This window comes from Alphaproteobacteria bacterium (assembly GCA_041396705.1).
GTDB lineage: Bacteria > Pseudomonadota > Alphaproteobacteria > CALKHQ01 > CALKHQ01 > CALKHQ01.
Genome location: JAWKYB010000011.1, coordinates 76,790 through 89,503 on the forward strand (window position 1 = coordinate 76,790; position 12,714 = coordinate 89,503).

13 protein-coding genes are annotated in these 12,714 nt (G+C 70.5%); all 13 read left to right on the forward strand.

Annotation, left to right across the window (positions count from 1 at the left end; translation table 11 throughout):
• Positions 1 to 235: 235 nt before the first annotated feature.
• The gene (locus R3F55_16325; protein MEZ5668973.1) at positions 236 to 1,114 is read left to right on the forward strand and encodes a fumarylacetoacetate hydrolase family protein; all 879 of its coding nucleotides are present in this window, start codon (positions 236 to 238) and stop codon (positions 1,112 to 1,114) included.
• A complete protein-coding gene (locus R3F55_16330) occupies positions 1,111 to 1,887 on the forward strand; it encodes an alpha/beta hydrolase (protein ID MEZ5668974.1) in 777 nt (258 codons plus the stop codon). Before R3F55_16325 ends, R3F55_16330 begins: the two co-directional genes overlap by 4 nt.
• A 56-nt stretch (positions 1,888 to 1,943) precedes the next feature.
• Entirely contained in the window at positions 1,944 to 3,233 is a 1,290-nt protein-coding gene (locus R3F55_16335) for an amidohydrolase family protein (GenBank protein MEZ5668975.1), read from the forward strand.
• Positions 3,234 to 3,240: 7 nt separating this feature from the next.
• Entirely contained in the window at positions 3,241 to 4,239 is a 999-nt protein-coding gene (locus R3F55_16340; GenBank protein ID MEZ5668976.1) for a branched-chain amino acid ABC transporter permease, read from the forward strand.
• Positions 4,236 to 5,264 carry a branched-chain amino acid ABC transporter permease gene (locus R3F55_16345; GenBank protein MEZ5668977.1) on the forward strand — a complete coding sequence of 343 codons (1,029 nt, stop codon included), beginning with the start codon at positions 4,236 to 4,238 and terminating at the stop codon, positions 5,262 to 5,264. The genes R3F55_16340 and R3F55_16345 overlap by 4 nt, the downstream gene beginning before the upstream one ends.
• Positions 5,265 to 5,301: 37 nt before the next feature.
• Positions 5,302 to 6,537, forward strand: a complete 1,236-nt coding sequence (locus R3F55_16350; protein MEZ5668978.1) for an ABC transporter substrate-binding protein — start codon at positions 5,302 to 5,304, stop codon at positions 6,535 to 6,537.
• Between the two features lie 29 nt (positions 6,538 to 6,566).
• The gene (locus R3F55_16355) at positions 6,567 to 7,352 is read left to right on the forward strand and encodes an ABC transporter ATP-binding protein (protein MEZ5668979.1); all 786 of its coding nucleotides are present in this window, start codon (positions 6,567 to 6,569) and stop codon (positions 7,350 to 7,352) included.
• The gene (locus R3F55_16360) at positions 7,345 to 9,561 is read left to right on the forward strand and encodes an ABC transporter permease (protein MEZ5668980.1); all 2,217 of its coding nucleotides are present in this window, start codon (positions 7,345 to 7,347) and stop codon (positions 9,559 to 9,561) included. Before R3F55_16355 ends, R3F55_16360 begins: the two co-directional genes overlap by 8 nt.
• A 357-nt stretch (positions 9,562 to 9,918) precedes the next feature.
• The gene (locus tag R3F55_16365) at positions 9,919 to 10,071 is read left to right on the forward strand and encodes a hypothetical protein (protein MEZ5668981.1); all 153 of its coding nucleotides are present in this window, start codon (positions 9,919 to 9,921) and stop codon (positions 10,069 to 10,071) included.
• Complete coding sequence (locus R3F55_16370; protein MEZ5668982.1) at positions 10,038 to 10,169, forward strand: hypothetical protein; 132 nt, start codon at positions 10,038 to 10,040, stop codon at positions 10,167 to 10,169. Before R3F55_16365 ends, R3F55_16370 begins: the two co-directional genes overlap by 34 nt.
• Positions 10,169 to 10,534 carry a hypothetical protein gene (locus R3F55_16375; protein MEZ5668983.1) on the forward strand — a complete coding sequence of 122 codons (366 nt, stop codon included), beginning with the start codon at positions 10,169 to 10,171 and terminating at the stop codon, positions 10,532 to 10,534. The genes R3F55_16370 and R3F55_16375 overlap by 1 nt, the downstream gene beginning before the upstream one ends.
• Positions 10,535 to 11,101: 567 nt before the next feature.
• Positions 11,102 to 11,500 (forward strand): hypothetical protein, encoded by a 399-nt coding sequence (locus R3F55_16380; protein MEZ5668984.1) that lies wholly within the window; start codon positions 11,102 to 11,104, stop codon positions 11,498 to 11,500.
• A gap of 403 nt (positions 11,501 to 11,903) precedes the next feature.
• Complete coding sequence (locus tag R3F55_16385) at positions 11,904 to 12,125, forward strand: hypothetical protein (protein MEZ5668985.1); 222 nt, start codon at positions 11,904 to 11,906, stop codon at positions 12,123 to 12,125.
• Positions 12,126 to 12,714 lie beyond the last annotated feature (589 nt).

A 12,714-nucleotide genomic window follows, 5' to 3' on the forward strand; every position in this document is an offset into this window, starting at 1 on the left:
ATCCATTTCTGAACCAATTGTCAACCCGGCGGTGCCGTGGCGTTGGCCTGGACCACGGCGGATAGGCGCGGCGGCACCTGCATTCCGGCGGGAAACAGCTTATTGCGACGCGATCGGCAGCCGGGCCGGTGCGAAAGGCCGACACGACGCGCAACGACCGGGTTGCGCCAGCGCTGCGTTTGGCTCAAGATGGACCGCAAATGGGCACAAGAAACTATACCAATGGAGGAAACCGGTGCGGCTCGCCACCGTCTCGATAGCCGGCGAGCGCCGGGTCGGCCTGGTCGACACCGCGGCCGGCAGCTTCGCGGCTTTCGACCTGCCGATGGCCGAGGCCGCGGCGGGCGTGCTGGCACTGGTCGAGCGCGGTGGCGACCTGCCGCGCCTGGGCACGCCGATGCCGCTCGCCCGTCTGACCCTGGAGGCACCGATCCCGCGGCCGCGCCGCAATATCTTCTGCGTCGGCAAGAACTACCACGAGCATGCGCTGGAATTTGCCCGCAGCGGATTCGATTCCAGCGCCGCCGCCGGCGAGGTGCCGGCCCATCCGATCATCTTCAGCAAGGTGCCGGAGACGGTGATCGCGCCCGGCGCGCCGATCCGCTTCGACCCGGCGGTGTCGACCGCGATCGACTACGAGGCCGAGCTGGCGGTGATCGTCGGCAAGGGCGGCCGCGGCATCAAGGCGGCCGACGCGCTCGACCACGTCTGGGGCTATACCGTCGTCAACGACGTCACCGCCCGCGACACCCAGCACCGGCACAGCCAGTGGCTGCTCGGCAAGTCGATGGACAGCTTCTGCCCGATGGGCCCGTTCGCCGTCACCCGCGACGAGATCGACCTGAGCGCGGCGGCGGTGCGCTGTTGGGTCAACGACGAGCTGCGCCAGGATTCGCACACCGGCCTGCTGATCTTCGACGTGCCGACGCTGATCGAGACGATTTCCGCCGGCACCAGCCTGGTCCCGGGCGACATCATCGCCACCGGCACACCGCCCGGCGTCGGCATCGGCTTCAAGCCCCCGAAATACCTGGTCGACGGCGACACCGTGCGCATCGAGATCGCCGGCATCGGCGGCGAACTGGTCAACCCGGTCCGGCGGGAAGCGGCATGACCGACGTCGCGGTGGGGCGCATCCGGGTCGAGGTCGCCGGCGACGGGCCGGCGGTGATGATGGTGCACGGGCTGGGCGGCTCGTCGAACAGCTTCCAGACGCTGATGGAGGCCCTCGGCGGCCGGCGCGTGGTGCGGCCCGACGTGCCGGGCTCCGCCCGCTCGCCGCGGCCGGCCGGCCAGCCGGATCTGGCCGGGCTGGCATCGGCGCTGGTCGACCTGGCCGGCACGCTCGGCATCGAGGCGATGCACCTGGTCGGCCACAGCATGGGCACCCTGGTCTGCCAGCACATGGCCGCGCTGCGCCCGGCGCTGGTCCGTTCGCTGGTGCTGTTCGGGCCGATCCTGGCACCGCCGGATGCCGCCCGCGAGCGGCTGGCCGACCGCGCCGCCGCCGCCCGCCGCGACGGCATGGCGGCGATCGCCGAGGCGGTCTCCGCCGCCGGCGTGGCCGGGGCGACCCGCAGCGACAACCCGCTGGCGGTGGCCTACATCCGCGAATCCCATATGCGCCAGTGCCCCGAGGACTTCGCCTGGTCGTGCGAGGCGCTGGCCCGGGCCGAGGCGGCCGACCACCGCCGCATCGCCTGTCCGACGCTGCTGGTCACCGGCGACGAGGACGCGATCGCGCCGCCGACGATGGCGCAGGCGCTGGCCGAGCGCGTCGCGGGCGCGCGCACGCGGGTGCTGGACCGCTGCGGCCACTGGCCGACGATCGAGAAACCATCGGCTTGCCGCGAGGCCTTGCGGGAGGCACTCTCGCAGGCGTCCTAGGCCCCGCGGAAGAGGGCCGGGCTGCAAGCCGGGGCATGTGAGGAGGAGTACGCGCGATGGCCGAATCCGCGGTGTTGTTCACCAATGTGCGCATCCTCGACGGGTCGGGCGATTTCCCGTTCACCGGCGAGGTGCTGGTCCAGGGCAACCGCATCAAGCAGGTCACCCGCGGCGGCGGCGGCCGCTTCTCGTCGCCGTCGGGCCAATACGCCACCATCGACGGCATGGGCGCGACGCTGATGCCGGGCATGGTCGAGGCGCACCTGCACCTGTCGTGGAACAACGCCTCCACCCTGGAGGCGATCCAGCGCATGCCGCCCGAGGAGCACGTGCTGCACGCCGCCGACATGGCCAAGGTGGTGCTGGATGCCGGCTTCACCTCCGGCGTCGGCGCAGCCGCCGCCAAGCCGCGGCTCGACGTCGTCATCCGCAACGCCATCGACAAGGGCCAGATCCCGGGCCCGCGCTATCGCGCCGCCGGGCCGGAGATCGCCACGCTGGGCGGGCTGGGCGATACCTCGCCGCCGCACATGGAGTTCCCCGAGCTCAGCTTCGGCATGGTCGTCTCCGGGCCGGAGGAGATGCGCCGGACCGTTCGCCAGCTGATCAAGTACGATGTCGACGTGCTCAAGCTGAACATCTCCGGCGAGGACATCACCGGCGTTCTGGCCGAGGAAACGCCGATGGCCGACGAGGAGGTCGCGATGGCCTGCGTCGAGGCCCGGCGCCGCGGCAAGATGGTGGCCGCGCACGCCCGCTCAGCGGAATCGGTGAAGCTGTGCGTCCGCCACGGCATCCGCAACATCTACCACGCCTCGTTCGCCGACGAGGAGGCGCTGGACATGCTGGAGGCGGCGAAGGAGCACCATTTCGTCGCCCCCGGCCTCGCCTGGCTGATCGGCACCGCGCGCCACGCCGGCAAGTTCGGCATCGAGCCCGGCACGCCGCTGACCATCGCCTATGAGCGCGAGCTCGAGGCCGCCATCGACACCATGAAGAAGATGCACCGGCGCGGCATCCGGGTGTGCATCGGCGGCGACTACGGCTTCGCCTGGACGCCGCAGGGCACCAACGCCAAGGACCTGGAGTATTTCGTCGACCTGCTCGGCTTCTCGCCGATGGAAGCGCTCATCGCCGCCACCCGCCACGGCGGCGAGATGATGGGCCTGGGCAACCTCGGCATGATCCGCGAGGGCTATCTGGCCGACATGATCCTGGTCGACGGCGATCCGGTCGCCAACATCCGGCTGCTGCAGGACAGGAACCGGATCCTGGCGATCATGAAGGACGGCCGCTTCCACAAGGAGCCGCGGATGTCCGAGCAGCGCCGCCGCCTGATCGCCTGAGCGGGCGATGGCGCGCCACCTGTTCACCATCGGGCTGCTGATCCTGGCGCTGGCCGCGATCTGGCTGTTCATGGCGGTCTGGCCGGAATGGCTGTCCGACCTGATCGGCGGCAAGCGGCTGTTCGTCAACACGATCCTGAACGGGGTGACGCTGGCCGGCCTCTATTTCCTGGTCGCCAGCGGCTTCACGCTGGTGTTCGGCCTGATGCGCAACGTCAACCTGGCGCACGGCTCGCTCTACCTGCTCGGCGGCTATATTGGCTTCGAGGTCGCCGATGACACCGGCTCCTGGTACCTGGGCGTCGCTGCCGGCTTCCTGGCTATGGCGGCGGCCGGCGTGGTGATGCAGGCCGGCGTGTTCCGGCGGATGGAGAACGATCCGCTGCGCCAGACCCTGGTCACCATCGGCATCTCGATCGTGCTGGCCGACCTGATGCTGTGGGTCTGGGGCGGACGCACCTACCAGTTCGACCCGCCCGAGTGGCTGATGACCTCGACGTCGACCCCCATCGTCACTTCGGTCAAGGACGACGGCACCGAGATCCTGCTGGCTTATCCGACCGTGCGGCTGATGCTGCTGGTGCTCGCGGTCGCCATCGGCGTCGGGCTGTGGCTGTTCCTCAACCGCACCCGCATCGGCATGATGATCCGCGCCGGTGTCGACGACCGGCGCATGCTGGCCGCGACCGGGATCAACGAGCAGCTGGTGTTCGTCGTGGTGTTCGCGCTCGGCGCCGGCCTGGCCGGCTTCGCCGGCGTGATCGGCGGTTCGGCGTTCTCGATCTCGCCCGGCGAGGACACCCGCACCCTGCTCGCCTCGCTGGTAGTGGTGATCGTCGGCGGCATGGGCTCGATCGCCGGCGCCGCCATCGGCGCGCTGCTGATCGGGCTGGCCGAGCAGATCGGGCTGGCCTACCTGCCGACCTACGGCGTCGTCTTCACCTTCCTGATCATGATCGTGGTGCTGGCGGTGCGGCCGCAGGGCATCATGGGGCGGGCGGCATGAGCCTGATCGCCGAGGGCCTGCGCAGCCGCCGCACCCGGGTGCAGATCGAGGCGTCGGCCGTCGTCGGCCTGCTGCTGCTGATCTACCCGGTGGTGGTGTCGGACTTTTTCGCCTACCAGATCGGCGGCTACTCGCTGATCCTCGGCACCGTCGCGCTGTCGCTGATGGTGCTGGCCGGCTATGGCGGCATGGTCAGCCTGGCCCAGCTGACCGTCGCCGGCGTCGCCGGCTATTGCGTCGCGCTGTTCGGCAGCAACAGCGCCGGGCTCGGCCTCGACTGGCCGTGGTGGATCGTGGTGCCGCTGGCCATCGCGATCGGCGCCTTCGCCGGCGCACTGATCGGCGCGATCTCGGTACGCACCACCGGCATCTACACCATCATGATCACGCTGGCGATCGCCACCAGCTTCTTCTACCTGACCCGGCAGAACTACTCGATCTTCAACGGTTTCGACGGCTTCGCCGGCATCGAGGCGCCGGTCGCGTTCGGCGTCGACTGGGGCGAGGCGGTGCCGTTCTACTATCTGTGCCTCGGCGTCGCCGGGCTGTTCTACTTCACCGTGGTCTACGCCGCGCGCTCCACCTTCGGCCTCGCCCTGCAAGCAATCCGCGACAACCCGCGCCGCATGCGCGCGATCGGCTTCAACGTCACCTGGCACCGCATCGTCGCGCACCTGTTCGCCGGCGTGATCGCGGCCAGCGGCGGCGTGCTGCTGGTCTGGTTCAACGGCCGTATCTCGCCCGGCTCGATCGGCATCGACGTCGCCATCGACATCCTGGTCATCGCCGTGGTCGGCGGCGTGGTCCATCCGGTCGGCCCGTTCCTCGGCGCGCTGCTGTTCGTGCTGCTGGAGAACTTCGCCATCGACCTGATCGACCGCGAGCGGTTCAACCTGGTCATCGGCTTGGCCTTCCTGTTGGTGGTGTTCGTCTCGCCGAACGGGATCGTCGGGCTGTGGCAGAAGGCCCGGCCGCATTTCGCGGCCCCATCCTTCAACCTGGCCGGCCGCTGGCGGCCACGCTGAAACCCCGACAACGAAACCAAGGGAGGAAGACGACGTCATGACCAGAACCATTCTGAAGGCGGCCGCCGCGCTGATCGCGCTGCCGCTCGCCGCCCAGGCGCAGGAGCCGCTGAAGATGGGCGCGCTGGCCACGCTGGAGGGCGCGTTCACCGTGCTGGGCGAGGACGGCATGCGCGGTGTCGAGCTGGCGCTGCAGGAGTTCAACTACACCGCCGGCGGCCGGCAGATCGAGCTGATCACCGGCTCGTCCGACGCCTCGCCGGACAGCGCCGTACGCGCCGCGCGCAACCTGGTCGAGCAGGACGGCGTGCAGATCCTGATCGGGCCGCTGTCGGGCTCCGAGGGCCTGGCGATCCGCGACTATGCCAAGGAGCACCCGGACGTCACCTTCCTGAACGGCACCTCGGCCGCGCAGGACACCACCCTGCGCACGCCGGCGGACAACTTCTTCCGCTTCGGCACCGACGGCGCGCAGTGGATGGCCGGCCTCGGCGAATATGTCTACAACGAGCTCGGCTACCGCTCGGTGGCGGTGCTGGCCGAGGACTATTCCTTCCCCTACACCCAGGTGCAGGGCTTCATGCTGCCGTTCTGCCAGCTCGGCGGCCACGTGCCGGCCAAGTTCTGGGTGCCGATCGGCAACCGCGACTTCTCGTCGGTGATCGCCGCCCTGCCGGAGGATGTCGACGCGATCTACGTCGCGCTCGGCGGTGGCGACGCGGTTAAGTTCCTGACGCTGTATGAGCAGGCCGGCGGCTTCCTGCCGCTGATCGGCGGCTCGATCACCGTTGACCAGACCGTGCTCGGCACCGAGGGCCGGACCCGCGACTTCGTGGTCGGCACGCCGGCGGCCGGCCCGGTCGCCGACACCTGGGACGACCCGCGCTGGACCGCCTTCGTCGAAGCCTACCGCGCCGCCTTCCCGGACGGCTTCCCGAGCCCGTCGCTGTTCGCCCACGGCTACTACGTCAACACCAAGGCGGCACTGCTGGCGCTGGACGCGGTCGGCGGCGACCTGTCCGACGGCGGCGCGAAGTACCGCGAGGCGCTGGCGGCGCTGGAATTCGAGACGCCGACCGGCATGGTCCATCTCGACCACAACCGCCAGGCGGTGGCCGACATCTTCCTGACCCGCGTGATCGAGGGCCCCGACGGCAATCTGCTGAACGAGGTGATCAAGGTGATCCCGCAGGTCAACCAGACGCTCGGCATCCCGGAGGACGAGTTCCTCACCTACGGCCCGGTCGGCCGCGAGAACCCCGAGTGCCCGTAGGCGGGACCGCGGGCTGAGGGCATAGCGGAATGGCGGCGGCAACCCGCGTCGAGCGGCTGCAGGAGGCGCGAGCCTTCGCGCTCGAGGCCAGCGGGTTGTCGCGCCGTTTCGGCGCGCTGAGCGCGGTCGAGGACATCGACCTGTCGATCCGGGCCGGCGAACGCCACGCCGTGCTCGGGTCGAACGGCGCCGGCAAGACCACCCTGTTCAACCTGATCTCCGGCGACTTCCCGCCGTCGAGCGGCCGCATCCGCTTCTTCGGCGAGGACGTCACCGCCATGCCGGTGCACGAGCGCATCCGCCGCGGGCTGCGCCGCACCTACCAGATCTCGCAGCTGTTCCAAGGGCTGACCATCTTCGAGAACCTGTATCTCGCCACCCGCGGCGTCACCCGCGGCCGCTACAGCCTGCGTCGCGGCGGCGCCAACGACGCCGCCCATGCCGACACCGAGCGGCTGCTGCACGCGGTCAACCTGGAGGACCAGCGCGACGTGCGGGTCGCCGAGCTGTCGCACGGCCAGCAGCGCCAGCTGGAGATCGGCATGGCGCTGGCCGGCGCGCCGCGGCTGGTGCTGCTGGACGAGCCGGCCGCCGGCCTGTCGCCGGCCGAGCGCCGCGACCTGATCGCGATCCTGACCAGCCTGCCCGCGCACATCGGCTACATCATCATCGAGCACGACCTCGACGTCGCCCTGCGCGTGGCCGAGCGCGTGACGATGATGCACAACGGCCGCATCTTCCTGACCGGCACCCCGGCCGAGATCGAGGCGAACGCGCGGGTGCAGGAGATCTATCTGCGGGGCGCCCATGGCTGAGCGCCGGCCCGACCCGCCGATGCTGGAGGTGCGCGACCTCCACGTCTTCTACGGCCAGAGCCACGCGCTGCAGGGCGTCGACCTGACCGTCGACCACGAGGTGCTGTCGGTGGTCGGCCGCAACGGCATGGGCAAGACCACGCTGTGCAACACCATCATGGGCCTGCTGCCGGCCAGCAGCGGCAGCGTGCGCCTGGCCGGGCGCAGCATCCTCGGGCTCCGGCCCGACCAGATCTCGCGGCTGGGCGTCGCCTATGTGCCGCAGGGCCGCCGGGTGTGGCCGTCGCTGAGCGTCGACGAGCACCTGCGGCTGGCGTTCCGCCGCACGGCCGACAGCGCCTGGACCGTGGAGCGCATCTACCAGACCTTCCCGCGGCTGGCCGAGCGCAAGGGCAACGGCGGCGCCCAGCTGTCCGGCGGCGAGCAGCAGATGCTGGCGATCGCCCGCGCGCTGCTCGGCAACCCGCGCCTCCTGGTGCTCGACGAGCCGACCGAGGGCCTGGCCCCGGCGATCGTCGAGCAGGTCGAGGGCGTGCTGCGCCGGCTGGTCGAGCAGGAGGACATCGCCATCCTGCTGATCGAGCAGAACATCGGCGTCGCCTGCGAGGTAGCCGAGGAAGTGGCGATCATGGTCAACGGCCGCATCGGCCAGGTGATGCCGGCGGCCGCACTGGCCGGCGACCATGCGCTGCAGCAGAGCCTGCTCGGCGTCGGCCGCCGCGAGGAGGCGGCGGAGGAGACGCCCGCCGCCGAGGCCGCCGCGACGGCGGAGCCGGAGGCGCCGGTGTTCCGGGTGGTGCGCGGCGGCGACGCCGAGGCCGACGCGCCGGCACGCAGCGGCAACATCCGCACCCTGCCGGCGGCGCCGAACCGCTGGGGCGTGGTCGCGCCGATCCGCGAGCAGCGCCGACAGGCCGCGGCGGAGGCGGGCGCCGAGGCCGGCCCGGCGCTGCAGCCGCCGTCGGCGGTGGAGATGACCGGCCGCACCGCCTATGTGGTCGGCACCTTCGATACCAAGGCGGCCGAACTGAACTACATGCGCGGCGTGCTGCGCGAGGCCGGGCTGACCACCCGTACCGTCGACCTGTCGACCTCGGGCCGGCTGGCTGCAGCCGACGTCAGCGCGCGCGAGGTGGCCAGCGCCTATCCCGGCGGCGCCTCGGCGGTGTTCACCGGCGACCGCGGCCGCGCGGTGGCGGCGATGGCCGAGGCGTTCCGCCGCTGGATCGTCCGCCAGCGCGACATCGGCGGCATCATCTCGGCCGGCGGTTCCGGCGGCACCGCGCTGGTCACGCCGGGCATGCAGGCGCTGCCGGTCGGGCTGCCCAAGCTGATGATCTCCACCGTCGCGTCGGGCGACGTCGCCCGCTATGTCGGCGCGGTCGACATCGCCATGCTCTATTCGGTGGTCGACATCCAGGGCATCAATGCGATCTCGGCCGACGTGCTGCGCAACGGCGCCAACGCGCTGGCCGGCATGATCGCCCGCGCGCCCACCGCCGAGCAGCGCCGCGCCCGCCGGCTGGCGGCCAAGCCGGCGCTCGGCATCACCATGTTCGGCGTCACCACGCCGTGCGTGCGCGCGGTCTGCGAGGCGCTGAAGGCCGACTACGACTGCCTGGTGTTCCACGCCACCGGCACCGGCGGCCGCTCGATGGAGCACCTGGCCGACACCGGCGCGCTGGCCGGCATCGTCGACGTCACCACCACCGAGATCGCCGACATGACGGTGGGCGGCATCTTCGCCGCCGACGCGGACCGGATGGGCGCCGCCATCCGCACCGGCCTGCCCTATGTCGGTTCGGTCGGCGCGCTCGACATGGTCAATTTCGGCGCCCGCGACACGGTGCCGGAGCGTTTCGCCCGCCGCCTGTTCCACGTCCACAACCCGCAGGTCACGCTGATGCGGACCACGCGCGAGGAGAACGCGGCGATGGGCGGCTGGATCGCCGAGCGGCTGAACCGGATGCGCGGGCCGGTGCGCTTCCTGCTGCCGACCGGCGGCGTCTCCGCCCTCGACGTGCCCGGCCAGCCGTTCCACGACCCGGCGGCCGACGCCGCCCTGTTCGCGGCGATCGAGGACGGCGTGGAGGCCGGCGGCAACCGCCAGGTGCTGCGCGTCGACGCCGCCATCAACGACCCCGCCTTCGCCGCCGCCCTGGTCGCCGCCTTCCGCGCCATCGCCGGCCAGACCCGCCGCCGCGCATGAGCCGGCATCCGCCCATTCGCGCCGGCCGCCCTGCCTCCGCCGGTCCGGTGCCGCGGGGAACCGGGGTGGTGCCGCCGCACGCTTCCTCCCCCGGTACGGGGGGAGGACCGAAGGGGGCATCCGGCGCGTTGGTGGCTGTCGCGCCGGCTCAATGGGCGAGAGACCTCCTGCCGCAAGCCTGAGCGCCGACCCATCCCGGCGCCGCCCCCTCCCGACCCTCCCCGTCCCCGAGGAGGGCGAAGGTGGTGCGCCGGGGTTGCCGGCACCCGCGCGGCGTGAGTGACGCGCATGAACCTGCTAGCGTTCGACAGGCACGACCGGCCCGGCCGGCGCAGACCTTCGGGGAAGGACACCGCGATGAATTCCGAGATCCTGGGCGCGCTGCTGTTGTGGCTGATCATCCTGATCGTCGTGGTGACGATCGTGGTCTATGCGCTGCGCTGGCTCACCGCCGCTCGACCAAGGAGATGTCGTTCGTGCGCACCGGCTTCCTCGGCGAGAAGGTGGTGATCAACGGCGGCGCTGGTCATCCGGTGATCCACGAGGTCACCCCGGTCAACATGGGGGTGATGCACATCGAGGTGCGCCGCGGCAGCAACGACGCATGATGCCCGCGACCGCGTGCGGAGTCGACGTCAGCGCCGAGTTCTACGTGCAGGTGGCGCCGACCCGCGACGCGGTTGCCGCCGCCCAGACGCGCTGGGCGCGCGCACCATGGACCGCGACGCCATGCGCGAGCTGCTGGGGCAAGTTCGTCGGCGGCCTGCGCGGCATCGCCGCGGAAATGACTCTGGAGGAGCTGCACGAGCACCGCGCCGACTATGCCGAGCGGAGTGCGCGCGGCCACCGGCGCGCAGCTGGCCCGCAACGGGCTGGAGCTGGAGGCGTCGCCCTGGTCGACATCGACCAGACCAGCATGGAGTTCTTCGACCCGTCCAACGCCTTCGACGCCGAGGGCCTGACCGCGCCCTGACCAGGCGCATCCAGATCCCGCCGCAAACTGCGCAACGGCATCGAGCAGGGAGACGATGCTGCAGATCCGCGCGCAACCCCGGCTGCGCGCCCACGATCGACCGCGAGCAGGCCATGCCCGGCTGGAGCAGGAGCGCGAGGTGGAGGTGCGCCACGCCATCCAGCGCGCCGAGCTGACCCGCGAGCGCGCCATCCGCGACCAGGAGGGCGAGCAGGCGCAGCTGACGGCGCGCGAGGCGGTGGAGAAGACCCGCATCGCGCACGACCGCCACGCTGGCCGACACCCGCATCGTCAACGAGGAGGAGACCCAGCGCCAGGAGATCGCCCGGCGCCGCGCGGTCGAGGCCGCCGAGATCGAGGCGGCGCGCGAGACCGAGCGCGCCCGCATCGCCGCCGACCTGGCGCTGGAGAAGGAGCGGATCGCCCGCGCCCAGGCGCAGGAGCAGCTGGAGATCGACCGCCGCCGGGCGGTGGGCTGGCCGAGCGCGAGCGCGAGATCTGTCGGCCAAGGCGCAGGAATTCGCGCCGCCCGGGTCCCAGCGCAAGCAGGCCGAGGTCTCGGCGCAGATGGACGTCGACCTCGCCGGCATCAAGCGCGACCACGCGCTCGACCGCGCCCGCATCGACCGCGAGAAGACGCTGGAGGCGATGGAGATTTCCCGCCGCCAGGCCTTCCAGGAGGCCGAGATCGGCGCCGAGGAGGAGATCGAGCGGGCCAGGCTCTGCACCAGCCTGCGCGAGGCCCGCGTACTCGACGCGACCTGCGCACGCTGGAGATCGAGCGCCAGCAGGCCAACGAGCTGGCCGAGCTCGACCGCGCCATCGCGCTGGCCGACAAGTCGAAGGAACGCTCCGCCGCCACCGCTGCGGCCGAGGCGGCGCGGAGCCAAGGCGATCGCCGCCGAGGAGCAGGCCTTCACCGCCCGCGAGCGCGAGATCGCCGAGCGGCGCAAGGCAGTAGACTGATCGCGGCCGCGCGAGGCCGAGATCGAGCACATGCGGCGGCCGCCCGCGCCCGGGCCGAGGAGGCCGCCGCCGGCCAGGCCGAGGGCCGCCCGCATCGCCGCGGCCGACGCCGACGCCGAAGATCCGCGCCGAGGCGGCGCGGCAGCGCTACGCCGTCGACGCCGAGGGCGCCCGCGCGCTGAACGAGGCCGAGATCTGCTCAGCGAGGACGCCCGCGCCGGCCGCCTGCGCGGCCAGTTGCTCGACCGGCTGGAGGGCATCGTCGCGAGCGTCAAGCCCATGGAAAAGATCGACGCGATCAGATCCTCCACGTCGACGGTCTCGCCGGCGGCGGCGCCGGCGGCCAGAAGAACGTCACCGACGAGGTGATCGACCAGCCCTGCGCTACCGCGTCCAGGCCCCGATGATCGACAACCTGATGCGCGAGGTCGGCATCGAAGGCGGCGGCGTGGGGCGGCTGACGGACGTGGTGCAGGACGCGCGGGACCTGGCGCAGCTCCGGAAGAGGCGAGAAGGCGCGGAGGCGGACAGCGACCGGGAGCGGGATCGGCGGGAGGAGGGGGTGAGGGGCGGTTGGCATGTTAAATGGAGCATCAACGCAATCTCAAGCAGGGGACGAAAATGAGTGCAGTGATCGGGTTCATTCTTTTCGGATTCTTCCAACTTAGCCACGCACTAACTGGTGGAAGTCTCGAAGATATTGGGGATTTCCAAAATTGTCCCGACTGCCAGGCCGATGGGGGTACCCTTTCTGCTCACCGTGACCTGATTCAGGCGGCATACAATCTTGGTCTCCGCTGTACCGGCGGTTGACCGTAAACCCTGAGTGATACAAGTTTTGCTCGAATTGTTGCGATGAAATCAATTTAGAAAATGGTACCGCAAGGAGGTGCCAGGCCCTATTCTTACTGCCCAAGCGGTGCCGAGGCCCAAGTTACATCGGTACAGCTGGTCACTGTCGACTCAAGTCCAGGATGACATTGCGCCGATATCATCGGCGGAGTTCAGGCCATTTGTATTTCCTAGTGGAGTAGTTGTTGGAATCAGACGTCTTTAGGGCACGGTGACCCAGTGGCGGTAGATGGCTTGGAGTTGGATCGCGGCAAGTAGCTCTCCAGCGTTTCGACGTGGAATGGATCCTCTAAGGATTACGTTTTTTTCGTGTGAACGATGAAGTGAACTTGTGCGCATCGGTTGGTGGATTTAGTGGTGTC

Bases quoted from the DNA above. Each gene is read 5' to 3' on its own strand.
- R3F55_16330 (MEZ5668974.1), top strand. From the start codon at position 1,111: ATGACCGACGTCGCGGTGGGGCGCATCCGGGTCGAGGTCGCCGGCGAC.
- R3F55_16335 (MEZ5668975.1), top strand. From the start codon at position 1,944: ATGGCCGAATCCGCGGTGTTGTTCACCAATGTGCGCATCCTCGACGGG.
- R3F55_16340 (MEZ5668976.1), top strand. From the start codon at position 3,241: ATGGCGCGCCACCTGTTCACCATCGGGCTGCTGATCCTGGCGCTGGCC.
- R3F55_16345 (MEZ5668977.1), top strand. From the start codon at position 4,236: ATGAGCCTGATCGCCGAGGGCCTGCGCAGCCGCCGCACCCGGGTGCAG.
- R3F55_16350 (MEZ5668978.1), top strand. From the start codon at position 5,302: ATGACCAGAACCATTCTGAAGGCGGCCGCCGCGCTGATCGCGCTGCCG.
- R3F55_16355 (MEZ5668979.1), top strand. From the start codon at position 6,567: ATGGCGGCGGCAACCCGCGTCGAGCGGCTGCAGGAGGCGCGAGCCTTC.
- R3F55_16360 (MEZ5668980.1), top strand. From the start codon at position 7,345: ATGGCTGAGCGCCGGCCCGACCCGCCGATGCTGGAGGTGCGCGACCTC.
- R3F55_16365 (MEZ5668981.1), top strand. From the start codon at position 9,919: ATGAATTCCGAGATCCTGGGCGCGCTGCTGTTGTGGCTGATCATCCTG.
- R3F55_16375 (MEZ5668983.1), top strand. From the start codon at position 10,169: ATGCCCGCGACCGCGTGCGGAGTCGACGTCAGCGCCGAGTTCTACGTG.
- R3F55_16380 (MEZ5668984.1), top strand. From the start codon at position 11,102: ATGGACGTCGACCTCGCCGGCATCAAGCGCGACCACGCGCTCGACCGC.
- R3F55_16385 (MEZ5668985.1), top strand. From the start codon at position 11,904: ATGATCGACAACCTGATGCGCGAGGTCGGCATCGAAGGCGGCGGCGTG.